Genomic DNA, 25,955 nt, shown 5'->3' on the forward strand with positions numbered 1-25,955 from the left:
TCGGCGATCGTTAACCCGGGAGGGCTGGTGCACAAAGCCGCCAGCCTTCAGACTGTGCGTGTCAATAATTTCCCTCAGTGGAGGTGGCCGATGACGCAGCGCATCCGGGGGCGGGTCCTGCTGATCGCTCTGTCCGTGCTCGCTCCGCTGCTGGTCGTCGGCCTCGCGCCGGCCGCGGCCGAACCCGCCGCCGGGACGCCCGCGGGCGCGATCGAGACCTATCAACGGAGCCGGCCGGTCGCCCCCGGCGTCACGGCCGAGCAACTCGAGACGCTGGACGCTCGCGGCTGGCAGCAGGGCAACGCGCTGACCATCGACACCACCCAGGGCGCCCGGATCGACTACCTGGGCAACAAGGACCTGACGACGCTGCGGCCGATCACCGAGCAGGCCGACGCGGCCGGGGCGGTCGCCGCGGTCAACGGCGACTTCTTCGACATCAACAACTCGGGTGCCCCGCTCGGCCCGGCGATCAAGGACGGCGAGTTGATCAAGTCGCAGTCGGAGGATCCCTACCGTGCGGTCGGTTTCGACGCCGACGGCGTCGGCCGGGTGCTCGAGGTGCTGTTCGAGGGTACGGCGACGCTGCCGTCCGGCCCGGTCGCGCTGGACCGGCTGAACGGACCGGTGCTGAAGCCGGGCGAGGTCGCCGCGTACACGTCACTCTGGGGCGCCTCGCCGCGCGGCCGCGCCGTGCAGGGCGCCACCACGGTGGTCGAGGTGATGATCACCGATGGCGTGGTCAGCGCGGTCGCTGATCAGGCCGGAACCGGCGCGATCCCTGCCGACACGACGATCCTGCTCGGCCGGGAGGCCGGAGCCGACGCCTTGCGGGCCCTGAAGCCGGGGGACGAGGTCGCGGTCTCCTACCGGCCGCGACCCTCCGACGGCCGTCCGCTGCACACGGCGATCGGGGTGCACGAACTGCTCGTCCAGGACGGCCAGGCGCGGCCCGTCGACGATCAGGAGTACGCCGGCCGCACCGGCCTCGGATTCTCCCGGGACGGCACCAAGATCATCATCGTCGGCGTCGACAGTGATCGGCAGACGCACAGCAGGGGCGCCACGCTGGCCGAGCTGGGGCGGCTGCTCGCGGCCCGCGGCGCCTGGGTCGGCGTCGAGCTGGACGGCGGCGGCTCGACCACGCTGGTCAGCCGGTTGCCCGGCGCCGCGAAGGTGCAGGTCGACAACACCCCGGGCGACGGCTCGCTGCGGCCGGTGCCGAACGGGCTGGCGATCATGGCGCCGAAGGGCAGCGGCGACCTGGCCGGCTTCTGGCTGGAGCCGGCCGCGTCGCCACGCACCGCGGCGAGCGACAGCCCGGTGGCCGGGAAGGCCCGGCCGGACCGGGTGTTCAGCGGCCTGTCCCGGGCGCTGACCGCGACCCCGCACGACGAGACCTACGGCCCGGCGGCCGTCGGTTCCCCGGTGCAGTGGTCCGCGACCCGCGGGACGGTGCGGGACGGCGTCTACCGGGCGACCGACCCGGGTCCGGCGACGATCACCGCTCGGTCCGGCTCGGCCCGGGGCACCCTGCAGCTGGACGTGCTCGGCCGGCCGGCCCGGCTCGCCGCCACCGCCGAGACGGTGAACGTGCCGAGCGTCGACGCGACGGCGACCTTCGGCATCCTCGGCTACGACGCGTTCGGCACCTCGGCGCCGATCGATCCGGCCGACCTGGAGCTGAGCTATGACCGGTCGCTGTTCATGATCACGCCGACCGCCGATGGGCGGCTCCGGGTGAAGCCGATCAAGGGATCCGGGGCCGGGCTGGTGACTGCTCGGATCGGCGATCTGAGCGCGACCCTCGGCGTCTCGGTCGGGGTCACGAAGCAGCAGTTGGCGACCTTCGACGACGCCGACCAGTGGACCGTCGGAACCGCCCGGGCGACCGCGACGGTGAGCCAGGTGCCGGACGGCGAGGACGGGGCCGGCCTCAAGCTGGCGTACGACTTCGGCCAGAGCACGCTGACCCGGAACGCGTACGCGATCCCCCCGAAGCCGCTCGGCGTCGCCGGCCAGGCCCGGTCGTTCGGGGTGTCGATGAAGGGGCAGGGGAAGGGGGAGTGGACGGCGTTCGGGCTCTATGACGCGACCGGCAAGTTCACCGCCGTCTACGGGCCCTACGTGGACTGGACCGGCTGGAAGAACGTCGAACTCGCCGTGCCCGCCGGGCTGCCGCAGCCGGTGACGATCGGCCGGATCTACACCTTGGAGACGAAAGCCTCGGCGCAGTACAGCGGCGAGGTCTTGATCGACAACCTCTACGTCAACGCCGCGCCGGCAGTCGAGGTGCCGGCCGCCCCGGCGGTGCGGGCGCCGATCATCCAGACCCAGGCCGACGTCGACGGCCGCGACTGGCGGTTCGCGGTGATGTCCGATGCCCAGTTCGTCGCCCGGGAGCCGGACTCGGCACTGGTCCAGGCCGCCCGCCGGACGCTGCGCGAGATCAAGGCGGCGAAACCGGACTTCTTCGTCATCGCCGGCGACTTCGTCGACGAGGCGACCGAGGCGGATTTCCAACTGGCGAAGAAGATCCTGGACGAGGAGATCGGGACGTCGGTGCCGTACTACTACGTGCCCGGCAACCACGAGGTGATGGGTTCGGCGATCACCAACTTCGTCAAGTACTTCGGCGATCCGCACCGGACGTTTGATCATGAAGGAACGCGCTTCGTCACTCTGAACACGTCCGGCGGCACGCTGCGCAGCGGCGGCTTCGAACAGCTCGCCGGGTTGCGCTCCGAGCTGGACGCGGCCGCCGAAGATCGTTCGATCAGCTCGGTGGTGGTGATCGAACACCATCCGCCGCGGGATCCGACACCGGCGAAGAACAGCCAGCTGGGCGATCGCCACGAAGCCGCGTTGCTGGAGGGCTGGCTGGCCGAATTCCAGCGGTCGACCGGCAAGGGCGCGGCCTTCATCGGCGCCCACGTCGGCACCTTCCACGCCGCGACCGTCGACAACGTGCCGTACTTGATCAACGGCAACTCCGGCAAGACGCCCGCCACCGCCCCGGCCGAAGGCGGCTTCACCGGCTGGAGCCTGCTCGGGATCGACGAGGTGTCCCGGTCGGACCAGGCCCGGGCCCGCCGGTTCCCGTACCTCGGCGGACCGGACTGGATCTCGGCCCAGCTTCGGCCGCACGTCGACGACCTGACCCTGACCGCGCCGGCGACCCTGGCCGTCGGTGCGACCGGGACGGTGACCGCGACGCTGAAGCAGGGCGACCGGCCGGTGCCGATCGCCTATCCGGTGAGCGCGGACTGGCGGACCACGGCGAATCTGCAGCTCGACCCGGAGACCGGGATGATCAAGGCCCTGCGTCCCGGGCCGGCGACGATCTCGGTCACCGTGAACGGCGTCATCCGCTCGGCCACGATCGACCTCACCCGTTAACGGGGAAGGCCTGTGGTCGATGAGGCGGGTGGGGCGGAAGTACGCTCCTCGTCGAGTTCGGCGAGGATGGCGCGGAGTTCGGACCTGAGCTCGGACCGGACGTAGTCGCGGGTGGCGATCTCGCCGACCGACATCCGGAGTGAGGCGATCTCCCGGGCCAGGAAATCCATGTCGGCCCGGTTCTGCGCGCCCTGGGCCCGGTCCTGTTCCAGGCCGACCCGGTCCCGCGCCTCCTGCCGGTTCTGCGCCAACAAGATCAACGGCGCCGCGTACGAGGCCTGCAACGACAGCATCAGGGTCAGGAAGATGAACGGATACTCGTCGATCCGCGGCCGCGGCGGGCCGAACGGTGAGTTCCAGACCACCCAGGCGATGATGATCAAGGTCATCCAGATCAGGAAGCCGGCCGTGCCCATGAACCGGGCGAAGCCCTCGGCGAACTGACCGAAGGCGTCCCGATCCCAGCTGGGACGGGGGAGTTTCACCCCGCGACGTCGGCCGGGGGTGTTCAGCCGTTCTCGTTCGCGATCACCAGCAGCCCGGTTCCGGTTGGTCTGTCGGTCGCTGCTAGCCACTGTTCACCGCCTGGGAGGAGAGTTGATCCAATTGAGTGCCCCGCCAGTCGGCCGGCAGCACATGATCGAGTACGTCATCGACGGTCACCGCACCGATCAGATGATGATCATCGTCGACCACCGGGGCGTTGACCAGGTTGTAGGTGGCGAAGTAGCGGCTCACCGTGTGCAGATTGGCCTCCGGCGACAACGGCTCCAGCTCGGCGTCGATCAAGGCCGAGACCAAGGTCGACGGAGGTTCCCGGAGCAGCCGCTGGATGTGCACGCTGCCGACGAACTGGCCGGTCGGCGTCTCCAGCGGGCTGCGGCAGACGTAGACCATGCAGGCGAGGGCCGGGGTCAGTTCGGCGTCGCGGACGTGGGCCAGCGCGTCGGCGACGGTCGCATCCGCGGGCAGCACCACCGGTTCGGTGGTCATCATCCCGCCGGCGGTGAACTCCGCATAGCTGAGCAGCCGGCGTACGTCCTCCGCCTCGTCCGGCTCCATCCGGCGCAGCAATCCCTCGGCGACCTCGGGGGAGAGGTCGGCGATCAGGTCGGCCGCGTCGTCCGGGTCCATCTCGGCCAGCACGTCCGCCGCCCGCTCCGCCTCCAGCTCCTGGATCAGTTGCACCTGCTCGTCCTCGGGCAACTCCTCCAGCGCGTCGGCGAGTTTTTGATCATCGAGGGCCGCGGCGACCTCAGCCCGGCGATCGGGCAACATGTCGTGCAGCTCACGGGCGATGTCGGCCGCTTTCATGTCCTCCATCTGGGCCAGCAGCCGCTCGGTGCCCTGTTCATGATCAACACCAAGATCACGGACCGCCGACCAGTCGACGATCGTCACGTGACCGCGCCGGCCGAAGCGGCGCGGCCGGGAGCCTTCCCGGATCGCGACCTGGGACAGCTCCCAGTCCAGGCTGCGCACCGGGTGCATCGCCACATCGAAGATCGTCGCCGGGTCCGGGCTGTCGGTCCGGGTGATCTGCAGGTCGAACAGGTCGCCGATCACCAGCATCTCCGACTCGCGCCGCTCGAACCGCCGCGGATTGACCGGACCGGAGATCACCACCTGGGCGGCGTCGATGCCCCGGACCCCGGCCATCGGCAGGAAGATCCGGTGCCGGGCGAACAGCTCGACCACCAGGCCCTTGACCCGCGGCGGCCGGCCGGCCGAGCGTCGCTGCACGACGGCGTCGCGGACCTTGCCGATCTGGTCCCCCGAGCCGTCCAGCACCGGTAGGCCGCGAATCCGGGAGATGAAGATCGAACTCGACGCGGCGTTCACGTGCCGAGAGTAGCGCCGCGACCGTGCTCCCGCACGGCCGAGCGTCAGCCGCCTCGCCACGCCCCGCGTCGGACACAGCCAACTCACAGCGCGGCGGAGTAGATTGGGCCCCAGTTCATGCCAGGAGGAACCATGTCATTTTCGCAGCCGAAAGGCGTCGGCTCGATCTTCGAGCTGGAGTTCCCGCAGTCGGTCGGGATCTACAACAGCTATGCCGACGCGCAGAAGGCCGTGGACTATTTGTCCGATCAGAAGTTCGAGGTGCAGAACCTCGCCATCGTCGGCACCGAACTCAAATCGGTGGAACGGGTGCTCGGCCGGAAGACCTGGCGGACCGTCCTGATCAGCGGCGTCCAGACCGGCGTCTCCACCGGCCTACTGGTCGCCCTGCTGATGTTGATCTTCGTCCCGGTCCCCAACCTGCTGGTGCTGTTCCTGGTCGCCCTCGCGATCGGCATCGCGATCAGCATCGTCTTCCAGGCCATCGGCTACGCGTTGACCCAGGGCAAACGAGACTTCACCTCGATCACCCAGACCGTGGCGACCAAGTACGAAGTGCTGTGCGAACACAAGGTCGCCGCGAAGGCGCGGGAGCTGCTGCTCCAGCTGCCCGGCGCTCGGGCCGCCGCCTTCGAGTGATCAACCACCCTCCCACCGAGTTGTCAGAACTGAGTTGTGCTATGACACAACTCAGTTCTGACAACTCGGGAGATGGCGGAGGGATGCTCCGCGACACTAGCTTTCGAGGATGTTGCGCATCCAGGTTTCAACGTCGTCCGGGGTGCGCGGCAGCATGGCGGACAGGTTCTCGTTGCCGTCGGCGGTGATCAACACGTCGTCCTCGATCCGGACGCCGATGCCGCGGAACCGCTCCGGCACCAGCAGATCGTCGGCCTTGAAGTAGAGGCCGGGCTCGATGGTGATGATCATGCCCTCCCGAAGGGTGCCCTCGCGGTAGTTCTCGCGCAGGGCCTGGGCGCAATCGTGGACGTCGATGCCGAGGTGGTGCGAGGTGCCGTGCACCATCCAGCGGCGGTGCTGGCCGCCGGTCTCCAGATCTAGGGATTCCTCGGCCGAGACCGGGAGGATGCCCAAGCCGGCCAGCCTGCGTGCGATCACCTCGACCGCGGCGGCGTGCACGTCGGAGAACTTCGCCCCGGGCACGGCGGCGCGGAAGCCGGCCTGCTGCGCTTCGAGGACGGCCAGATAGACCTCCCGCTGCGCTTCGGTGAAGGTGCCGTTGAGCGGCAGGGTCCGGGTGATGTCCGCCGTATACAAGGTGTCCAGCTCGATCCCGGCGTCGATCAAGATCAACTCACCGGGGTTGAGGTCGCCATCGTTGCGGATCCAGTGCAGGGTGCAGGCATGATCACCGGACGCGGCGATCGTGTCGTAGCCGACGGCGTTGCCGAGGTGCCGGGCGTGCAGGCCGAAGATCCCTTCCACCCAACGCTCGCCGCGGCCGCGCCGGACCGCCTCGGGCAGGTCGGCGACCACCGCCGCGAACGCCTCGGCGCTTCGCGCGCACGCCTGGCGCAGCTGCTCGACCTCGAACTCGTCCTTGGTCAGCCGCAGCTCACTCAGCGCGGTCGCCAGCTCGGCATCGGGGTCGGCCTGTTCTTGATCATCGGCCGCCTCGGCCGCCTGCTGCTGGCCGGTCTGGTGCTCGGCGCGCAGGGCGACCACCCGGGCGGTCAGCTCGGGGTCGGCGTCGGCGAGGATCCGCAGCGCGGTGTCCGCGGCGTTCTTGGCAAGATCATCATCGAGTTCCTCGATGGCGGCGCAGCGGATGCCGCAGAGCGCGCTCAGCTCGTCCAGCGACGGCCGCTGGCCGACCCACATCTCGCCGTAGCGCGCGTTGGCGTAGAACTCCTCGGCGTCCCGGGGCGCCCGCGGCTTGAAATACAGCGTCGCGTCGTGGCCGTCGTCGGTCGGCTCCAGCACCAGCACGGCGTCCGGCTCCCGATCGGTGCCCAGCCCGGTCAGATGGGCGAACGCCGAGTGCGGCCGGTACCGGAAATCGGTGTCGTTGGACCGGACCTTCAGCCCGCCGGCCGGCACGATCAGCCGCTCACCCGGAAACAGCTTGCTCACGGCCGCCCGCCGGGCCGGCGTGTACGCCGCCGCCGGCAGCGGCTCGGGCAGCTCGGCCGGGTACGGTGCCCAGTCGGTCCCGATGAACGCCTTGAAGGCTTCGGAGAACGGGGTCTGACGGTTCGACACGACCGGCTGCTTCTCGCTCATCCGCCCAGTCTCTCCCGCGGGTCCCGGATCGCCCAAGTCCTTCTCCTGACGGGTTCGTCACCCGGGCGAGGAAACGATCACCGCTGTCGGAGATTAGGGTGATCACGTGGTCGACGCGTACTCCGAACTCAGCCGAACCGACCTGGCCGAGCGGGCCGAACTGCTGGGCTTTCGCGACGACGATCGCGAATGCCTGCTGGCCGCGGCGGACCGGGCCCTCCGTGATCAGGCCCTGCTGGCCGAGATCGGCCGCCGGGCCGCCGTCCTGATCGAGAGGATCGGCGTCCTCGACCGCGACGGCGATGATCCCTGGGCCGGCTACGACCCCGAGGCCGGGCTGGAGTCCGGCGATCCCGGTGCGGATGGGGTCATGCCGCTGTTGGCGCTGCTGGTCGCCGTGGACGCGGTCCGCGCCTTCCACGCCGGCCGCGGGATCCCGGACGACGTGTCCTGGCGGTCGTTGTCCGACCTCGGACAGCAGGTCTGGGTGCACCGGCTGACGTACGACCGCTTCGGGCTGCACACCTTCGGCTGGCTCCGGGTCGCCTGGTCCGGCGCGCTCTATTGGCTCGGCCGGCTCCAGTTCAACCTGCAGCGGGACACCTTCGACGACGGCGTCGACAAGGGCTGGGTGATCTCCACCCACATCCCGCGGACCGGGCCGCTGACGCCGGCCGGCGTCGAGGAATCGATCGCCGCCGCGGTCACGTTCTTCGACCGGCACTTCCCGGAGATCGCGACGACGACCGTGTTCTGTCACAGCTGGCTACTCGATCCGGAGCTCAGCGCCGGGCTGGCGACGGACTCCAACATGGCCCGGTTCCAGCGGCTCTGGCGGCTCCGCGACGAGGGCCGGCCGGCGGACGGTGACGCGCTGTTCTTCACCTTCAGCCGGCGCGGCGACGTCGACCTGGACACACTGCCGCAGGACACCAGCCTGCAGCGACTGATCGTCAAGCGGCTCCGCGCCGGCGACCACTGGCGGATCTACAGCGGTACGGTCCCGATCGAGCCCTACCGCGACCGAGCCGAGGCGGCGGCGACGCGATGAGCCGGGACCTCGAGCTGACCCTGATCCGGCACGGCGAGACCGAGTGGAGTGCCGCCGGCCGGCACACCTCGACCACCGATCTGCCGCTCACCCCGAAGGGCGAGGAGCAGGCCGGCTCCCTGGCCGGCCGACTGGACCCGGCCGGGTACGGTCTCATCCTGTCCAGCCCCCGGCTGCGGGCCCGGCACACCGCCGAGCTGGCCGGCTTCACCGGTCCGTACGCCCCGCAACTGGACGACGACCTGGTCGAGTGGGACTACGGCGACTACGAGGGCCGGACCAGCGAGGAGATCCGGGAGACCGTGCCGGACTGGACCATTTGGGAGCATCCGGCGCCGGGCGGCGAGACCGCCGACCAGGTCCGGCAGCGGCTGCTCCGCGCCATCGCCCGGATCCGCGAGTCCGGGGTGGAGCGGGCAATCTGCTTCGGCCACGGCCATGCCCTGCGCGCGCTGACCCTGTGCTGGCTCGGCTTCGACCTCGCACTCGGCAACCACTTCCCGCTGCACACCGGCACCGTCTCCGTCCTCGGCACCGAGAAGGACGACCCGGCCGTCCTGCAGTGGAACGCCCCCTAGGAAAGTTCATGAAGCTCGCCCGGCGAGCAGCGCTGAACGGCGAGAACGCGCCCTCCCGGTATGAGCGGGAGAGCGCGTTCTGAGCTGGTTCATCGAGTCGGCCCCAGCAGGGGCGCGACCCGCGGATTGGTGGTCCGTCAGGCGCTGGCGGCCTTCTTCAGCCGGGTGCCGGGACGGAGACGGGCTGCCTTGCTGGCCGGGATCTCGATCGCCTCGCCGGTCTGCGGGTTACGGCCCTGACGGGCGGCCCGGTCGACGACGTCGAGGGTGAACACACCCGGCCACTTCACCTCGTCGCCGGAGGACGCGGCCTTCTCCAGGGTCCCCGCCAGGGCATCCAGCACCCGATCGACGGAGTCCTTGGTCAGCTCGGTCTCCTTGGCGATCGCCGTGGTGAGTTCGGCTCGGTTCACGCTTGCTCCTTCGATTGAATTCATGCACGTTTGACCAGGGATGGCCTCGCGGCTCCCCGGCGGCGGTCAGCATACCCGCCGGGCCTAAGGCTCAGAACTGGAAGGCCGACATCGGCCGCCGCCCGATCAGCAACAGGACCAGCGCCAGGCCGGTGGTGCCGACCATCACGGCCGCCATCGGGACCGCCGTTCCGTTGGCCAGCGCACCGACCAGCGGGGCCGCCAGACCGCCGACCAGGAACTGCGCCGAGCCCAGCAGCGCGGCGGCGGCGCCGGCCGCCTCACCGTGCCGGCTGAGCGCGATCGCCGGCGCGTTGGGGAACGACAGACCGGCCGAGGCGATCACGAACCAGAGCGGGATCACCAGGCCGAGCAGCCCGCCGGTCTGGGTCAGCGCCAAGGTCAGGGTGACCAGGCTGGCGACCACCGCGAGGGTGATGCCGCCGCGGAGCACCCGGACCGGTCCGAAGCGCCGGACCAGGATCGGATTCAGTTGCGACATTCCGATCAGGCCGGCGGCGATGATGCCGAAGACCAGGCCGTACTGCTGCGGGCTGAGGCCGTGCAGCTCCTGCATCACGAACGGCGACCCGGAGATGTAGGCGAACATCGTCGCGAACATCAGCCCGGCGATGCCGACCATGATCACGAACAGCCCGTCACTGAGCAGGAAGCGGTACGAGGCCAGGGAGCGGCCAATCTTGGCCGGCAGCCGGCGCTCCGGCGGCAGCGTCTCCGGCAGGGCGACCGCCGCCAGCACGACCAACCCGACGGCCGCGATGGCGAGCACGACGAAGATGCCGCGCCACGAGGTCAGCTGCAGCAGCCCACCGCCGAGCGACGGGGCCAGGATCGGCGCGATGCCCATCACCAGCACCAGCCGGGACAGCAGCTGGGCCGCCTTGAGGCCGGTGAACAGGTCCCGCACCATCGCCATCGCGACGACCGAGACGGCGGCGCCGGCCAGCCCTTGCACGGTCCGGGTGACGGCGAGCAGCTCGACCGAGGGAGCGAGGGCGCAGAGCACGGACATCAGGCCGTGGCCGAGCAGGCCGATCAGCAGCGGCCGGCGCCGGCCGACCGCGTCCGACAGTGGGCCGATGATCAATTGGCCGAGCCCGATCCCGGCCAGCACCCCGGTCAGGGTCAACTGCGCCTGGGCATCGGTCGCGCGCAGGTCCTCGGTCAGGGCCGGCAACGCCGGCAGATAGGTGTCGATGGTGAGCGGTCCGAGCGCGCTGAGCGCGCCCAGGACCAGGACCAGTCGGAGGTAGGCACTCCCGACGAAACGGTCGGCCAGCGAAGCCGGTGCGGCCTCCGTGACCTGGTCGGGCACAGTGGTCATGCGGGATCCTCGAAGGTCGGGCTGCGATCGTGCGCGCCACAGCGCTGTCGGCGACGATCGAGGGAGCGGGCGTACAACCGGACCGAACTTCCGAGTGGGCCGATTCATTCCCGATCCGGTTGAGTAGGCTCGCTCGCACAAGTTCCATGGCGCACGGAGGGAGAACATCATCAAAGCCGATAAGGGTGCCCAACTGCGCCTGCTGTCCCTGCAACAGCTGGACAGCGCGCTGGCGCAGCTGCTGCACCGCCGCAAGACCCTGCCCGAGCATGATCAACTGGCGGCGGCCGAACGGGACCGGGACGAGGTCGAGGCGGCCCTGATCGAGGCCGAGACCGAGGTCAGTGATCTCAGCACGGACCAGGTGAAGGCCGAAGCCGACCTGGAGCCGGTACGCCAGCGACTGGCCCGTGACCAGGAGCGGATCGCCGACGGGACGGTCGCCGACCCCCGCCAATTGGAGTCGTTGATCGCCGAGGTCGATCACCTGCAGAAGCGGATCTCCGACCTGGAGGATTCCGAGCTGGAGATCATGGAGAAGCTCGAGACCGCGACGGCCCGAGCCAACGAGCTGACCGGCAAGGCCGATCAGTCCCGGGCCGAGGTCAAGCGGCTGACCGGTGAACGCGACGCCAAGGTGACCGCGATCAACTCCGAGGCCGCGGAACGCAAGACCGAGCGGTCGACGCTGCAGCCCGATCTGCCGGCCGACCTGATCACGCTGTACGAGCGGATCCGGGGTGGGCACGGCGGTGTCGGTGCGGCCGAACTGCGGAACCGTCGCTGCACCGGCTGTCAGTTGGAGATCAACGCCGCCGAGCTGCGCGAGTTCGCCGCCGCCCCCGCGGACGAGGTGCTCCGCTGTGAGGAGTGCAGCCGGATCCTGGTCCGGACCGAGCACTCGGGTCTGTAGCCTCCCTGCCGGCTGCTCAGCGGATCAGCAGCATGACGCCGATCAGGACACCGGGGAAGTAGTGGAAGGCCGGCAGGGTGTCGCCGGTGATCAGCAGGTGGGCCAGCGTCGCCGTGCACAGGGCGATGGCGGTCCAGCAGGCCCAGGCGGGAATGACGCCGGTCAGCAGCAGTGAGCCGGCCAGTGCGGCGAGACCGAGACAGCCGAGCAGGATGTAGACCTTGAACTGGGCGTAGCCCCAGCCGGCGAGCGGCTCGTAGTAGGTCGGCATCGTGCCGGTCCGGTCCAGCTCCTCGGCGGCACCGATGGTGAACGTGGCGCGGAACGCGGAGAAGGCCAGCCAGAGCAGGGCGGCCAGCAGCATCGAGGTGAGGGCGATCCGGGACAGCAGGCGCTCATCCAGGTGCTCCTGGACGGCCGTCACCATCGTGGTCGCGAACACCAACGGCAGGATCGCCGCGCCCATCAGGAAGTTGGCCCGACGCCAGGCCACCGGGTTGTCCGCCACGGCCCGCAGGTGCTCCCGGACCGGCAGGGTGAAGATGTCGATGCTTCCCTTGGCACCCAGAATCGGCTGCACTGCTCCGACCGCGAAGACGGCGAACGCCAGGACGAGCAGCGCACCGGCCAGTCGATACTGGGTCGGATCACTCAACACGGCCACGGCATCCCCCTCGCTAGAAGCGCTGATCACCCAGTCTTCCGGGCCGCGAACGCCGATGGAACCCTTCCAGCGGACCGCCGGCTGGAGATCCTCCTCCGGTTCGGCACTAGTGCCCTGCGCCCGAAGTTCGCTACATAATTCAGCGCGCTGAAGCGGCGATCTGCCGCGTTCTCCTCCGTCGCGGTACGACCCGGTAACACTCCATCGTCGGCCTTGCAGCTCACCACTTCATCCCACTGACTTATGCACCGAACTTCGGGCGCAGGGCACTAGGCTCCGGGCTATGCCGGCACGCAAGGTAGCCCTGTCCGAACAGGTCCAGGTCGAGGTGGCCGACGGGCTGACCGCTCTGCGGGCCGAGTTGCAGGTCCCCGACGAGTTCCCGGCCGACGTGGTCGCCGCGGCCGAGGCCGCCGCCCGGGCGATACCGCTGCCCGAGCTGGACCGGACCGACCTGGAGTTGATCACCATCGACCCGGAGGGTTCGCGGGATCTCGATCAGGCCCTGCACCTGGCGCCGGACGGGGACGGCTTCGTGGTCTCGTACGCGATCGCCGATGTCGGGGCGTTCGTCGAGCCGGGCGGGCCGATCGATCTCGAGGCACAGCGGCGGGGCCAGACCCTGTATGCGCCGGACCGGCGGACGCCGTTGCATCCGCCGGCGCTGAGCGAGGGCGCGGCCAGCCTGCTGCCGGATCAGGTGCGACCGGCGGTGCTGTGGACGATCCGGCTCGACGCGGCGGGGAAGCAGGCCGACGTCACGGTGCAGCGGGCCCGGGTCCGCAGCCGGGAGCAGCTGACGTATGTGCAGGCGCAGGCCGAGATCGACGGCGGGTCGGCGCGGCCGTCGCTGGAACTGCTGCGCACCGTCGGCCGGTTGCGTGAGCAGCAGGAACGCGACCGCGGCGGGGTGAGCCTGCCGATCCCGGAACAGGTGACCGCCGTCGATGATCATCAGTGGTCGCTGGAGTTCCGGTCGCCGCTGCCGGTCGAGGGCTGGAACGCCCAGATCTCCCTGCTCACAGGGATGGCGGCGGCGCGGATCATGCTGGACGGAAAGATCGGCATCCTGCGCACCCTGCCGCCGGCCGAGGACGCGTCGCTGCACCGGCTGCGCCGGATCGCCAAGGCGCTGCGGATCCCGTGGCCGGACGACCTCGGCTACCCCGATTTCGTCCGCACGCTGGACCCGGCGCAGGGCCCGCACGCGGCGATGCTGGCCGCCTGCACGTCGCTGTTCCGCGGCGCCGGCTACGCCTCCTTCGCCGGCGCCGCGCCGGAGCAGCCGGTGCATGCCGCGCTGGCCACCGAATACGCCCACACCACCGCTCCGCTGCGCCGGCTGGTGGACCGCTACGTCGGTGAGATCTGCCTGGCGCTGACCGCCGGCGAGCCGGTCCCGGACTGGATCACCACCGCCCTGCCGGAGCTGCCGGCGACCATGCAGGCCTCGGAGCAGAAGGCCAAGCGGTACGAGCGCGAAGTGGTCAACCTGGTCGAGCTGGCCCTGCTCCGGACCAAGGACGGAATGATCTTCGACGCGATGATCACCGAGGTGGACCGGAAGAAGGGTCGCGGCGAGGTCGTGATCGCCGACCCGGCCGTCGAGGCCGCGGTGCTCGGTGACGGGCTGCGGCTCGGCGAGGAGCTCAAGGTCCGTCTGGTCCAGGCCGAGCTCGATCGCGGAACCGTGGCCTTCGAGCCGGCCTGAGAGATCCTCGAGTCACTGTGAGGGCTGATTCTTAGCCGTGGCGGCGGTTTCAGTTGGGCGGGTGTGCTTCAATCTTTCGTAAGTTGCCGTTTGGGGGAGGTTTGATCGACGACCCGTTTCGGGTCAGTCGGTCTTGTCGGGACAACGCAACCGGTCGCGACGGGGGACGGCCGAGAGGGCCGACCCGTCCCACATGGCTGGTCGGCCCTCGCCTGACCGGTTGCCACAGAGCCACGACAACGGGGAATCTTCAGCCGGGAGTAACCGGCTCGGATTTCCCCAATCCCCGTTACCCAGTCCCGTCCTCAGACCGTCGCCTCGACATGGTCGCGCCAGGAGTGCTCCGGCTGGTAGCCCAGAACCTCCCGGGCCCGGTCGATCGCCAGCAGCGTCTCGTACTCGCCGATCTCGCGGGTCAGCTCCGTCCCGGGAAAGACCTCGGCGAGCAGTTCGGCGGACGGGCGGTTCATGCAGGTGTCGGCGGCGGCGATGACGAAGCTGTGACTGCCGGCGACCCTGTCGGCGGGCGCGGTCAGCCCGGCCCGGCAGGACGCGGCGACGTCGCGTTCGTCGACGTAGCCCCAGACGTTCCAGCGGCGCAGTTGCGGATCATTCCAGAACGACGGGAAGCGCTGATAGTCGGCGACGGTCATGATGTTGGAGAACCGCAGGCCGATGAACGGGATGCCGGACCACTGGGCCAGGTGCTCGGCGATGGTCTCCGACGCCACCTTGGACAGCGCGTACGTCGAGGTCGGCAGGGGATAGTGGTCCTCGTCCACCGGGGCATAGCGCGGCGGCGTCTCGAACGGCAGCCCGAGCGTCGTCTCGCTGGAAGCCCAGACGACTCGGCCCAGGCCGAGCTCGGCGGCGGCCTGGAACACGTTGAAGTTCATCGTGATGTTGCTGTTGAACGTCACCGCCGGGGTCGCGATCCCCGGTGCCGGGATGTTGGCCAGGTGCACCACGGCCGCGGCCCCGGCCAGCACCTCGACCGCTTGCCCGTAGTCGGTCAGGTCAGCCTGCAGGACCCCGGCCCGGCGCTGGTCCGGCGTGACCGTGAGATCGGTGGCCCGCACGTCATAGCCGTGCTCGCGAAGATCGGCGACCACCGCCCGCCCGGCCTTCCCGGTTGCTCCGGTGACACAGATCAGTTCAGCCATCGCGATTCCCCCCTCGTGCCTCGATCTGCGAACCAGTAGATCCAGCGCGGACCTCAGACCAGCAGGACCTGAGCCCATCGGTCCTTCATGGCAAAGGTCTTGACTGCCGAAACCCCGCGGCCGTGAACAAAGAAGACCCGGCGCCGGAGGCGCCGGGTGGTATGGCCACAGAGTACACCCGTCGCAGTCGATAGCGCTACCACGGAGCGGGCTTGATGATCCGCGAGGCGACAGTGGAAGGGAGCTGATTCGAATACAGGTCAGCCGGCTCCAACCGGTACCACCAATGGTTCCCAGCCCCTTGATTCGGGGTCCCCGCGAGTCTCCCGGCCCGCACCCCTTTGGTCGGATTGATCAAGCCGACTGGAACCAGACCCCGGACGACTTCGACCGGGTACGCGAGATCGCTGTCGTTGCTGATGACTACGGCCGCATCGACCGTCCCGGACAGGACATCGATCAACAAATGCGATGCAACGTTCACGTCACTGCCCTTCTCCTCGCGCTTGGCGACCGAGGCCATGAAGGTTGCGTCGGGCACGCTGCCGCCGGACACATCTTGAACCATGATGGGCCAGGCTGGTGGAACGAGCACCGGCTTGCCGTTCGGCCCCCTGATCGCCAGCGGGGCCGTCGCAACTCTGGAAACGTACGTGCCGTAGCTGATCCTTGTCACGGAGCCTGCATGAACCAGTGCTCTGAGATAGACGTCCTGCTCGCGATGGCCTTCCGGGTTACTGGCCCCGCTGATCCGGGCCGTGCAATAAGAGATGTTCTCGATCGTGAAGTCTGCCCACCGCGAGCGGCTGCGAATCAGAGCTTCGGACAATGCCCTCAGATCGAGCCACCGCCATCCAGGCGTGGATCGTCCGCAGATCCCGCGGGCACCGTAGTACAGGTTGTACCCGTCGATGTAGACGCCGACTCGCATGGTGCGAATCGTAGAGGCGAGGTCTGACGGTACATCCGAATACATCCAGGCAGAAGAAGGGCCGGGATCCCTTGTTATCCAAGGATCTCCGGCCCTCAATCTTGGGGTGAGTAACGGGACTCGAACCCGCGACATCCTGGACCACAACCAGGTGCTCTACCAGCTGAGCTATACCCACCATGCGCGTTTAGCGGCAGCGTGAAGCATAGCGTCCGCTGCCGGGCTGGGCGAAATCAGTTCTCGGTCGACGGGTCATCGGAATGGGGCCGGTGCCCGGTCAGCAGGCCCTGATGGCGCTCGGCGATCTGCCGCGCGGTCGCCGTGTCCGGGCCGGGCTGCGGCACGAAGACGGCCTCCCGGTAGTAGCGGAGCTCCTCGATCGACTCCTGGATGTCGGCCAGCGCGCGGTGATTGCCGGACTTGGCGGGCGACTGGTAATAGACCCGCGGATACCAGCGCCGGGCGAGTTCCTTGACCGAGGAGACGTCGACGTTGCGGTAGTGCACGTGGGCTTCCAGGGCGGGCATGTCCCGGGCCAGGAAGGCGCGGTCGGTGCCGATCGTGTTGCCGGCCAGCGGCGCCTTGCCGGCCTCGGGCACCTGGGAGCTGACGTACTCGAGCACGCGCTCCTCGGCCTGCGCCATGGTGAGGCCCTGATCCAGTTCCTCCAGCAGCCCGGAGTTCTGGTGCATCGCGCGGACGAAGTCGCTCATCTGCTCCAGCGCCTCGTCGCTCGGCTTGATCAACACGTCGACGCCGTCGCCGAGCACGTTGAGTTCGGCGTCGGTGACCAGCGCGGCCACCTCGATCAGGGCGTCCGCGCGCAGATCGAGGCCCGTCATCTCACAGTCAACCCACACCAACATCTCATTCACCGGCCACACTCTACGGACCACGGCGCCAGAACTCGGCCGGAACGGGCTCCGGGCCTGTCGTCGGGTCGCCTCCGGGCCGGCCTCAGCCGGCGTCGCGACGGTCGGTGCCGGCCGTCTCGACAGGGGGCGCCGGTGCTGCCGTGCCGGGCTTCGGCGGACTGAACCGCGGCACCCAGCGGGCCACCCAGGCCGAGCCGGCCAGGGTCAGCCCGGCCAGGCCGAGCGAGGCCGCGGCCAGCGGTCCGATGATGGTGATCAGGGTGATCAGGGCCGGCCCGCCGGCGTGACCGAGGTCGGCGAACAGCCGCCAGCCGCCGAGGAACTGGACCCGGGCGTCCGGCGGCGCGGCGTCGGCGCCGAGGGTCATCACGATCCCGGAGGAGATGCCGTTGCCGAGACCCATCAGCATCGCGACCAGCCCGATGGTCAGCGCATCGTGGGTGAACGGGAGCAGGATGAAGCCGGCAGCCAGAATGATCATGGACGGTACGGCGACCCAGACCCGGCCGAAGCGGTCCATGATCGCTCCGCCCGGATAGAACAGCAGCATGTCGACGCCGGCCGAGATGCCGAAGATCAAACTGGTCGTCGCCGCGTCGACCCCGACCGACTCGGCCCACAGCGGGATGATCGACTGCCGGGTCGACCGCGCTGCGGCGATCACCAGCACCCCGGTGCCGAGCGTGGCCAGGGTGCGCCGGTGCTCGACGATCACCGACCAGATGCTGCGCCGCTCGGCGGCGGGCGGCCGGGTCTTGGTGTTCAGGTCCGGAAGCAGGAAGACGAGCACCGCCGCCGCCAGACTCATCACGGCCGCGAAGCCGTACGCGGCGGCGAGGTTGAGGTGGGTGACCAGCAGGGCGGCGACGAATGGGCCGATGAAGGTGCCGATCCGGCTGGTGCCGCCGAGCGTGGACAGGGCCCGGGCCCGTTGGTTGATCGGCACGATCTCGGTCAGGTACGCCTGCCGGGCCAGGCTGAACACCGCCCCGGCCAGCCCGGCGACGAACACCGCGACCGCCAGCAGGATCAGCGACTTGGCGAAGAACGCCCCGAGCAGTGCCACCGTGTCCAGCAGGCAGGCCGCGATCAGCGCCCGCCGCTCACCGATCCGCGCCGCCAGCGCTCCCGCCGGAAGGTCGCCGGCCAGTTGGCCGATGCCAAGCAGGGCGACGACCAGGGCGGCGACGCCGACACTGGCCCCCAGGTCACGCGCCGACAGCGCCACCAGCGGAAGGATCGCCCCCGATCCGATCGACACCAGGATCGTCGGACCGTACGCGGGAACGGCGATCCGTCGCCACCGAATCGATTCAGGGTTCGGTGGATTCACGGGTGGAATTATCGCTCCACCCATGCCTCCGGCCGACGGGGAGTCCCACCCCACGGGTCGCCGGTTCCCGGACCGGATCGGGCACCCGGCCGATCCATAAGCGTGGCTTATCGAGTGTGTCCCGGATCGCCGCTGCACCCGACGGCCGTCCGCGGCAGGGTGGGGTGCACCGACGAAAGGACGATCCGTGGACCCAGCGCAGGTCATGATCATCGGCGCCACCGGGAAGATCGGTGGCGCGACGCTGCAACTCCTCGCCGACGACCGGTCCGCCGACCCGCTGCGCCTGGTGGCCGCGTCCCGGCGGCCCGAGACCGTACCGGCTCGAGCCGGGGTCGAGGTGCGCCAACTCGATCTCGACACCGCGGAGCTGCAGGGGCTGTCGGCGCTGGTGGAGGCGATGGCGGGGATCGACCGGCTGCTGTTGATCACCGGCTACGGGGTGCGGATGCTGACCCAGTCCAAGGTGGCGATCGATGCCGCGCGGATCGCCGGAGTCCGGCAGGTGGTGCACATCGGCGCCCATGCCGCGGCCGACACGACGGTGGTCCACCTCGGCTGGCATCAGTTGATCGAGGCCTATCTGGCGGCCTCCGGGATGGCCTTCACCAACCTCCGGCCGACCGCGTTGATGCAGAACCTGATGCTGCTGATCGACGTCGGCGGAGTGCGCGGCACCGACGTGCTGCCGCACTACCTCGGGTCCGAGCCGACCAGTTGGGTCGATGTCGCCGATGTCGCCGCGGTCGCCGCTCGGGTGCTGCGGGATCCGGTGCCGCACGCCGGCCGGTCCTACGGGCTGGGCACCGAATCGTTGACCATGGCCGAGATCGCGACCCTGCTCGGCGAGGTCACCGGCCGGCCCTGGCGCGACGAAGCCCGCCATCCCGACCGGTTCCTGGACGCGGTGGTGGCGGCCGGAGCGGATCCGGTCTACATGGAGTGCGTCCGGAACATCTTCGTCCGCACCGCGGCCGGCACGCTGCCCGACCTGAACGAGACCTTCGACACCGTCGAACGCCTGGTCGGCCGGCCGGCGATCACGATGCGATCATTCCTCGACCGGCACCACCAGCAGCTTTCCTGAGGAGGTCCTGACGAACGCAAGCTCAGGGTTTCGGCGCCCCCGGCAGGATTCGAACCTGCGACCGGCGGATTAGAAGGCCGCTGCTCTATCCAGCTGAGCTACGGGGGCACGGCGTCTCAGCTTAGCCGGACGGCGCACCGTGGCTGGGCACTCCCGCGCACGGGGATGATCAGCCGGCGTGCCGCTCGAGGTATTCGTCGAGGGCCTTCCGGGCAAGCCTGGATCGGGTCATGCCTTCCCGCTCAGCCTGCGCGTCGAGCGCCTCCTCCATCGTTTCGGGCACGCGGAACTGCACCACCGGTGAGTGCTTCGCGCCACCAGACATCGACTTGCCGCCCGGGACGAGGTTGCGCCGGCGGATCTCGGCGAGCGACTCCTCGGCGATCTGCTCAGCACGCTCGCCTGCAGTGTTAGTTCTCTTTCCCGACGTTTGAGGGAATGCCGGACCGGATCGCGGTGTTGGCCGGGGCAACGTCTATCCGATCCTCGAAAGAGAGCCCAGCCCATGTCCTTCGTGATGTCTGCCGCCGAGCGCGAGACGTTTCTCGCCGAGCCGCGGATCGGTGTCCTCGCGATCGAGCGCGTCGGTCGGGCGCCGCTCGCGGTGCCGGTCTGGTACGACTACCGGCCGGGCGGTGAGGTGCTGGTCTGGATCGATGGCGGCTCGGTGAAGCACCGGCTGTTGGGGAAGGCGGGACGGTTCAGCCTGGCGGTGCAGTCGGATCGGCTGCCGTACCGCTATGTCACGGCCGAGGGGCCGGTGGTGGCGATGGACGGGCCGCCGACCCGCGAGCAGGCCGACCGGATCGCGGGGCGCTACCTGGCCACCGCGGAGGCCAAGGAGTACGTGGACGGCGCGCTCGGCGACGATTCGGTGCTGGTCCGGATGCGGCCGGAGAAGTGGCTCAGCAACGATCAGGGCAAGGTCGCCTGAGCGTGATCGAGGGTGAGGCCGTTCCGGGATGCAGTACGGCCCGAGGGTCGGAGGGGCGCGCGCCGTAGCCTAGAGCCGTGCAGCGGTGGGGAACTCGATGATCGACAGTCGTCGCCGCAACACCGCGTTGCTGGTCGCCGGATGCTTCTTCATGGAGAACTTCGACGGCACGATCGTGACGACGAGTGCGCCGCGGATGGCCGAGGCGTTCGGCGTGGAGCCGGCGGCGGTCGGGCTCGTCTCGGCGGCCTATCTGATCACCCTGGCGGTGTTGATCCCGCTCAGCAACTGGCTCACCCGCCGGTACGGCACCCGGCCGGTGTTCCTGTCCGCGATCGTGATCTTCACCCTGGCCTCGCTCGGCTGCGCGCTCAGCCAGAGCCTGCCGATGCTGGTGATCATGCGGATCCTGCAGGGCGTCGGCGGGGCGATGATGGTGCCGGTCGGCCGGATGGCGGTGCTCAACACGGCGGAGAAGTCCGACATCGTGCGGCTGGTCGCCTACATCGTCTGGCCGGCCCTGGTCGCCCCGGTGATCGCGCCGCTGGCCGGTGGACTGATCACCACCTATCTGTCCTGGCACTGGATGTTCTTGATCAACCTGCCGCTCGGCGTGGTCGCGTTCATCGCGGCCTGGCGGTTGATCGACTCGATCGACGCGCCGGCGCCGCCGCCGTTGGACTGGACCGGGATGGTCCTGTCCGGGATCGGACTCGGCGGCCTCACCTATGCCGCCCACCTGGTCACCGACCCGGCCCCGGGTCCGTGGCCGGTGATCATCGGCGCCGCCTCGGTGATCATCACGGTGATCGCCGTCCGGCATCTGCTCCGAGCCCGGCATCCGCTGCTCAACCTGCGGATCTGGTCGGTCCGGACGTTCCGCGCCTCGCAGGCGTCGGGCTTCGCGTTCATGCTCGCCATGTCGTCGGTGCCGTTCCTGTTGCCGCTGCTGTTCCAGCAGGTCTTCGGCTGGAGCGCCATCCAGTCGGGCGCGGTCGTGCTCTGCGTCTTCATCGGCAACATCGGGATCAAGCCGGCGACCACCGGCTTGATCAACGCGTTCGGGTTCCGGCCGCTGCTGGTGATCGCCACGATCGGGCTGGCCGGCTCGGTGATCGGGCTCGGTCTGACCACGACCGGCACACCGATCGCGGTGATCGCCGTGCTGGCCATGATCAGCGGCGTGTTCCGTTCGCTCGGCATGACCTGCTACAACACGATCGGGCTGGCCGACGTGCCGGCCGACCGGATGGGTGACGCCAATGCGCTGTCGGCGACCACGCACCAGCTGGCGGCGGGCCTGGCGATCGCGCTGGCCTCGGTCGTCTGGCAGCTGGCCACCGTCACGGCGCCGGGCATGATCGGCGGGCTACCGTACTCGATCGCCTTCGCCGGCATCGCCCTGTTCGCGCTGCTGGCGGCGATCGGAGCAATCCGGCTGCCGGCCGGCTCCGGCGACGCGGTCCGGCATCCCGCCCGGGTCCGCTCCGGCGGCCGCTGACGGCTGTCCGTGCACGGCATTAGCCTGACGCCATGATCACGTTCCCGGAACTGATGGTCGGGCCGGTGGAGCGGCTGCTCGGGCTCGGGCCGCCACGGGTCGCCCGCTACCGGGTCGAGTCGCCGCCGATCGAGCTGCCGGACGGCACCACGCTGGCCGCCGACCACTACCGGCCGGAGGGGATCGAGCGGGGGCCGGTCGTGCTGGTCCGCACCCCGTACGGCAAGCACACCCTGATGGGATTCGGCTACGGGATGCTGCTGGCCCGACGCGGGCTGCAGGCTGTCGTCCAGGATGTGCGCGGCACGTTCGCCTCGGCCGGGGAGTTCGATGCGTTCCGGCAGGAGCGGGCCGACGGGGTGGCCACGGCGGAATGGATCCGCCGGCAGCCCTGGTGCGACGGCCGGCTGGCGATGACCGGCGCCAGCTATCTCGGGCTGACCCAGTGGGCGGTCGCGGCCCATCTCGATCCGCCGCTGGCGGCGATCACGCCCGCGATCACCGGGTCGACGTTCACCCCGAACTTTTATCCCGGCGGCTCGCTGGCGTTGCAGCTGGTCGCCTCCTGGTCCAGCGGGATGGGGGTCCAGGAGGAGCGGCGCAATCCGGTGGACCGGCTGCGGCATGCGTTCCGGGTCGGGCAGGCGATGAGCGCGGTCCCGCTGACCACGGCGATGCCGGTCGCGATCGACCGCCAGGTCCGGGTCTATGACGATCTGATCGGGCACGCGGAGCCGGGCGACGACTTCTGGGCGCCGGCCGAGCATGATCAACAGGTCGCCGACCGGGCTGTCCCGGCCAGCCTGTTCGCCGGCTGGCACGACCTGTTCATCGCCCAGCAGCTGCGCGACTTCACCGCGCTGCAGGCGGCCGGGGTGCCCAGCCGGCTCACCGTCGGACCGTGGATCCACGGCGAGTTCGCGTCGCTGAAGGCCATGTTCACTGACCAGCTCGGCTGGCTGGAGGGTCAGCTGCTGGGCGACACCGCGGCGCTGCAGCGGGCCCCGGTCCGGCTGTTCCTGCAGGGCGCCGGGCGTTGGCTCGACTTCGACCGCTGGCCGGTGCCGGTCGATCGGGTGGCCTGGTCGCTCGGTGCCGACGGTCGGGTGACGCCGGGGGAGGCCGAGCCGGGCCGCCGGGAGTTCCGGTACGACCCGGCCGATCCGACGCCGACGGTGGGCGGGAACACCCTGTCGACGACCGCCGGACCGAAGGACAACCGCGTGATCGAGGCCCGGGCCGACGTGCTCACGTACGACAGCGCCCGGTTCGAGGAACCGCTCGACCTGATCGGCGAGGTGACGGCGCGGATCGTGGTCAGCACCGAGACGGCCGACGCCGACGTGTTCGTCCGGATCTGCGACGTCGAGCCCTCGGGCCGGTCGATCAACGTCACCGACGGGCTGCGCCGGCTGCGCGCGACGGATGGGCCCGACGATCGCGGCGACCGGGTGGCCGAGGTGGAGCTGAACCCGACCGCCTACCGGTTCCGGCCCGGGCACCGGCTGCGGATCCAGGTCGCCGGCGGCGCCTTCCCCAACTACTCCCGCAACCACCAGACCGGCGAGCCGATCGCGACCGCGACAATCCTGCGCGCGGGCACGACGACGATCCGGCACGGCCGCGGCACGGACTCCTCGATCAGCCTGCCCGTCTACGGCCGCGGCCCACGTTCCGACAAGTCGACTTATCGCTGACCGCAGGCCGATACCCTGCAGCGGTGCCGATCTCGACCTTTCAGGACGTCGTCGACGACTGCGTCCTGTCCGCGTCGGAGGGCCAGCTCCGGCTGGCCGACCTGACCGGCGCGGAGGGGGTCGAGGACGGCTACTCGATCGACCTGCCGAACGCCTGGTTCACCTTCACCGGGCTGTCCGGCGCGAGCCTGCCGGCCCGAGCCCATTTCATCGGTACGGCCTCGCCGCATGACGGCCGCTGGCTGTGGGGCTGGCACAACGTCAACGAGCTGCCGGACACGGCCGTGCAGCTGGTCGGCCGGATCCGCGACTTCGGGGCCCAGCACGGCCTGGCCGAGTTCACCGAGGCGTTCCAGCCGCTCGAGTTCGGTCCGCGGCAGGACGCGACCCGCTACGCCTGGATCAGCACCGTGATCGGCGGCGGTCTGCCGCACCACGTCTTCGACGCCGGCAGCGGCACGATCGCAGTGCTGCTGCTCGAGTCCAACCTGTTCCGGCCGCCGGCGGCCAGCGTGACCCGCGCGTCCGAGGTGATCCAGCAGGTGCGGCGGCTGGGCGCGGTCGCCGACTGGCGTCGCGCGATCGCCTCGTACGCAGAACTGCGCGGATTCGGCCATCGGTCGGGCGCTCGCGGAGTCGATCTGACCGCCGCGGACGGGCGGCTGACCGTCAACCTCGACGAGCGCGGCCGGATCACCGAGCTGGGTGGCGTGTTCCGCTCGTCCGACGGCTGAGCCCGCCCCCGCGCCGAGTCCCTGTGTGCCCGCTACGACACTGGGCCCGAGCGTCGGTAGCCTAGGGCGCGTGTCGGAAACCGTTGCGGAGAGGCGTGCCCGGATCCGGTCGGGGATCCCGCGTGAGCCGGACCTCAGCCAGCCGGCGCCGAAGCGGCTGCTGACCAATTGGCTGTTCTGGATCGGCGTCGCGTTGCTGATCACGTACGCCGTGCTGCTGACCCTGCTCTATCAGCAGGTCGTGCCGGACAAGGAGGTGCCGGGCGGCCGCCTGATCGGGATCGGCACGGAGATCATCGGGATGGTGACCGGCTACGCGGCCCTGACCGCCGGCGCCCTGACGCTGATCTTCTTCCTGGCCGACCGCTTCCGGCCGCAGCGGCTGTGGATCTGGTTGCTCACCTTCGGCTGGGGGGCCTGCGTGGCCACCTTCGTCTCGGCCAACGTGAACAGCTGGGCCGCCTCCCAACTGAGCATCGTCGGTGACGGCGATCCGGCCACCGGCGCCCGGGCGGCGATCTTCGTCGCCCCGTTCGTCGAGGAGTCGACCAAGGCCACGGTGCTGTTCGGGATCGCGATCCTGCTGCGCTACCGGCTGGTCAGCCGGATCAGCGGCGTCGTGCTGGCCGCCCTCTCCGGAGTCGGCTTCGCCTTCGTCGAAAACATCATGTATTACGGCCGCCTCTATCGTTACGCGGTGCAGAGCTCCGGCGCCGTCGGGATCGACCCGCTCGCGGAACTGCAGTCGCTCGTGGTCCAGCGCGGCATCCTGACCTGCTTCGGTCACCCGCTGTTCACCGCGATGGCCGGGATCGGGCTGGCGATCGCGATCCGGAGCAAGAGCAAGGTGGTCCGGATCGTCGCGCCGCTGGCCGGCTTCTGCGCCGCGGCCTTCCTGCACATGGCGTTCAACGCGACCGCGACCCTGGTCTCCGGGCCGACCCTGATGTTCATGTACTTCGGCGTCGCGCTGCCGCTGGTGCTGGCCATGATCATCTTCGTGATCCGGCAGATCTTCCGCGAGGGCCGGCTGATCCGGGAGCGGCTGACCGACTACCACCGGCTGGGCTGGCTGCTGGACATCGAACCGATGGCGGCGTCGCGGCTGCGGACCCGGTTGCGCGCGTTGTGGCACGCGCTGTTCCTCGGCCCGTACCAGTTCATCGACACGGTCCGGGCCCAGCGGACCCTGACCGAGCTGGCCTACCTGCGCGATGCGATCACCCGCGGCATCATCGACGACGCCGGGTTGCGCCGGGAGAAGATCCTGCTGGCAAGGATGGGGGAGTTGCGCGGGTCGGCCGTGATCAAACCCGAGGGCCGCGCCGCCTACCCCAAGAATCCGTTCCGGCGGAAGCGGGAGACCGAGGATTACGCCGCGCCGAGCTATCCGGGGCCGGCCGGGATCGGCGGCTACTTCCCAGCGCCGACCGGGGCCCCGAACGGATCGCCCGGCTCCGTCCCGCTGGGGCAGACCGCGACCCAGTATTCCGAGGTCGATCCGAACTGGAAGCCGCCCAGCTCCTGATCTTGATCCCCG

Annotated in this window: 23 protein-coding genes and 2 tRNA genes; 12 read left to right on the plus strand and 13 right to left on the minus strand. The window is 69.8% G+C overall.

The features are described 5' to 3' along the window. Positions 1-90 precede the first annotated feature (90 nt). Positions 91-3,399: a phosphodiester glycosidase family protein gene (locus tag FNH24_RS01735; protein WP_152360391.1), complete on the plus strand. Its 3,309-nt coding sequence runs from the start codon at positions 91-93 to the stop codon at positions 3,397-3,399. Here the strand turns inward: FNH24_RS01735 and FNH24_RS01740 are convergent. Continuing rightward, positions 3,396-3,974, minus strand: coding sequence for a DUF1003 domain-containing protein (locus FNH24_RS01740; RefSeq protein ID WP_175047854.1), 579 nt, complete (start codon positions 3,972-3,974; stop codon positions 3,396-3,398). The two genes, FNH24_RS01735 and FNH24_RS01740, sit on opposite strands and share 4 nt — an antisense overlap. Continuing rightward, positions 3,967-5,241 (minus strand): magnesium transporter MgtE N-terminal domain-containing protein, encoded by a 1,275-nt coding sequence (locus tag FNH24_RS01745; protein ID WP_425486868.1) that lies wholly within the window; start codon positions 5,239-5,241, stop codon positions 3,967-3,969. The genes FNH24_RS01740 and FNH24_RS01745 overlap by 8 nt, the downstream gene beginning before the upstream one ends. 132 nt (positions 5,242-5,373) lie before the next feature. Here FNH24_RS01745 and FNH24_RS01750 point away from each other — a divergent pair, with 132 nt between their 5' ends. Next, positions 5,374-5,880 (plus strand): YflT domain-containing protein, encoded by a 507-nt coding sequence (locus tag FNH24_RS01750; protein WP_152360392.1) that lies wholly within the window; start codon positions 5,374-5,376, stop codon positions 5,878-5,880. Positions 5,881-5,976: 96 nt separating this feature from the next. Here the strand turns inward: FNH24_RS01750 and FNH24_RS01755 are convergent, their stop codons facing one another. Continuing rightward, positions 5,977-7,485, minus strand: a complete 1,509-nt coding sequence (locus FNH24_RS01755; RefSeq protein ID WP_152360393.1) for an aminopeptidase P family protein — start codon at positions 7,483-7,485, stop codon at positions 5,977-5,979. A gap of 106 nt (positions 7,486-7,591) precedes the next feature. Here FNH24_RS01755 and FNH24_RS01760 point away from each other — a divergent pair, with 106 nt between their 5' ends. Then, the gene (locus FNH24_RS01760; protein WP_152360394.1) at positions 7,592-8,536 is read left to right on the plus strand and encodes an acyltransferase domain-containing protein; all 945 of its coding nucleotides are present in this window, start codon (positions 7,592-7,594) and stop codon (positions 8,534-8,536) included. Next, a complete protein-coding gene (locus FNH24_RS01765; protein WP_152360395.1) occupies positions 8,533-9,114 on the plus strand; it encodes a histidine phosphatase family protein in 582 nt (193 codons plus the stop codon). Before FNH24_RS01760 ends, FNH24_RS01765 begins: the two co-directional genes overlap by 4 nt. Positions 9,115-9,251: 137 nt before the next feature. On the opposite strand, the gene FNH24_RS01770 is transcribed toward FNH24_RS01765, so the two are convergent. Together FNH24_RS01770 and FNH24_RS01775 are read right to left on the minus strand one after the other, a co-directional pair. After that, a complete protein-coding gene (locus FNH24_RS01770; RefSeq protein WP_152360396.1) occupies positions 9,252-9,527 on the minus strand; it encodes an HU family DNA-binding protein in 276 nt (91 codons plus the stop codon). 91 nt (positions 9,528-9,618) lie between these two features. Next, complete coding sequence (locus FNH24_RS01775; RefSeq protein ID WP_152360397.1) at positions 9,619-10,872, minus strand: multidrug effflux MFS transporter; 1,254 nt, start codon at positions 10,870-10,872, stop codon at positions 9,619-9,621. 217 nt (positions 10,873-11,089) lie between these two features. Here FNH24_RS01775 and FNH24_RS01780 point away from each other — a divergent pair, with 217 nt between their 5' ends. Then, positions 11,090-11,785, plus strand: coding sequence for a zinc ribbon domain-containing protein (locus FNH24_RS01780; protein ID WP_425486873.1), 696 nt, complete (start codon positions 11,090-11,092; stop codon positions 11,783-11,785). 16 nt (positions 11,786-11,801) lie between these two features. Here FNH24_RS01780 and FNH24_RS01785 read toward each other — a convergent pair whose 3' ends face one another. Next, positions 11,802-12,449, minus strand: a complete 648-nt coding sequence (locus FNH24_RS01785) for a hypothetical protein (RefSeq protein ID WP_152360399.1) — start codon at positions 12,447-12,449, stop codon at positions 11,802-11,804. A gap of 283 nt (positions 12,450-12,732) precedes the next feature. Here FNH24_RS01785 and FNH24_RS01790 point away from each other — a divergent pair, with 283 nt between their 5' ends. Then, entirely contained in the window at positions 12,733-14,160 is a 1,428-nt protein-coding gene (locus FNH24_RS01790; RefSeq protein ID WP_152360400.1) for an RNB domain-containing ribonuclease, read from the plus strand. A 305-nt stretch (positions 14,161-14,465) separates the two neighbouring features. On the opposite strand, the gene FNH24_RS01795 is transcribed toward FNH24_RS01790, so the two are convergent. The 5 genes from FNH24_RS01795 to FNH24_RS01815 form a co-directional block, all read right to left on the minus strand. Further along, on the minus strand, positions 14,466-15,323 hold the full coding sequence (locus tag FNH24_RS01795; RefSeq protein WP_152360401.1) for an NAD-dependent epimerase/dehydratase family protein: 858 nt from the start codon (positions 15,321-15,323) through the stop codon (positions 14,466-14,468). 196 nt (positions 15,324-15,519) lie between these two features. Further along, a complete protein-coding gene (locus FNH24_RS01800; RefSeq protein ID WP_152360402.1) occupies positions 15,520-16,254 on the minus strand; it encodes an NYN domain-containing protein in 735 nt (244 codons plus the stop codon). Positions 16,255-16,356: 102 nt separating this feature from the next. Next, positions 16,357-16,432, minus strand: a tRNA-His gene (locus FNH24_RS01805). Positions 16,433-16,487: 55 nt separating this feature from the next. Next, positions 16,488-17,120, minus strand: a complete 633-nt coding sequence (gene orn / locus FNH24_RS01810; protein ID WP_152360561.1) for an oligoribonuclease — start codon at positions 17,118-17,120, stop codon at positions 16,488-16,490. A 91-nt stretch (positions 17,121-17,211) separates the two neighbouring features. After that, positions 17,212-18,390, minus strand: a complete 1,179-nt coding sequence (locus FNH24_RS01815; RefSeq protein ID WP_246186700.1) for an MFS transporter — start codon at positions 18,388-18,390, stop codon at positions 17,212-17,214. 259 nt (positions 18,391-18,649) lie between these two features. Here FNH24_RS01815 and FNH24_RS01820 point away from each other — a divergent pair, with 259 nt between their 5' ends. Next, complete coding sequence (locus FNH24_RS01820) at positions 18,650-19,549, plus strand: NmrA family NAD(P)-binding protein (protein WP_152360404.1); 900 nt, start codon at positions 18,650-18,652, stop codon at positions 19,547-19,549. A 34-nt stretch (positions 19,550-19,583) separates the two neighbouring features. On the opposite strand, the gene FNH24_RS01825 is transcribed toward FNH24_RS01820, so the two are convergent. Together FNH24_RS01825 and FNH24_RS31880 are read right to left on the minus strand one after the other, a co-directional pair. Next, positions 19,584-19,657 (minus strand) — tRNA-Arg (locus FNH24_RS01825). Positions 19,658-19,718: 61 nt separating this feature from the next. Next, positions 19,719-20,021, minus strand: coding sequence for a ribbon-helix-helix protein, CopG family (locus tag FNH24_RS31880; protein WP_152360405.1), 303 nt, complete (start codon positions 20,019-20,021; stop codon positions 19,719-19,721). A 33-nt stretch (positions 20,022-20,054) separates the two neighbouring features. Here FNH24_RS31880 and FNH24_RS01835 point away from each other — a divergent pair, with 33 nt between their 5' ends. From FNH24_RS01835 to FNH24_RS01855, 5 genes are all read left to right on the plus strand, one after another. Then, positions 20,055-20,483 (plus strand): pyridoxamine 5'-phosphate oxidase family protein, encoded by a 429-nt coding sequence (locus FNH24_RS01835; RefSeq protein WP_152360406.1) that lies wholly within the window; start codon positions 20,055-20,057, stop codon positions 20,481-20,483. A gap of 97 nt (positions 20,484-20,580) precedes the next feature. Then, positions 20,581-21,984 carry an MFS transporter gene (locus tag FNH24_RS01840; protein WP_152360407.1) on the plus strand — a complete coding sequence of 468 codons (1,404 nt, stop codon included), beginning with the start codon at positions 20,581-20,583 and terminating at the stop codon, positions 21,982-21,984. A gap of 32 nt (positions 21,985-22,016) precedes the next feature. After that, on the plus strand, positions 22,017-23,681 hold the full coding sequence (locus FNH24_RS01845; protein WP_152360408.1) for a CocE/NonD family hydrolase: 1,665 nt from the start codon (positions 22,017-22,019) through the stop codon (positions 23,679-23,681). Positions 23,682-23,704: 23 nt separating this feature from the next. Then, on the plus strand, positions 23,705-24,415 hold the full coding sequence (locus FNH24_RS01850; protein ID WP_152360409.1) for a DUF6882 domain-containing protein: 711 nt from the start codon (positions 23,705-23,707) through the stop codon (positions 24,413-24,415). Positions 24,416-24,485: 70 nt separating this feature from the next. Next, positions 24,486-25,943 (plus strand): PrsW family intramembrane metalloprotease, encoded by a 1,458-nt coding sequence (locus tag FNH24_RS01855; RefSeq protein WP_152360410.1) that lies wholly within the window; start codon positions 24,486-24,488, stop codon positions 25,941-25,943. The last annotated feature ends 12 nt before the right edge of the window (positions 25,944-25,955 follow it).

The organism is Microlunatus speluncae (genome assembly GCF_009299835.1).
GTDB lineage: Bacteria > Actinomycetota > Actinomycetes > Propionibacteriales > Propionibacteriaceae > Microlunatus > Microlunatus speluncae.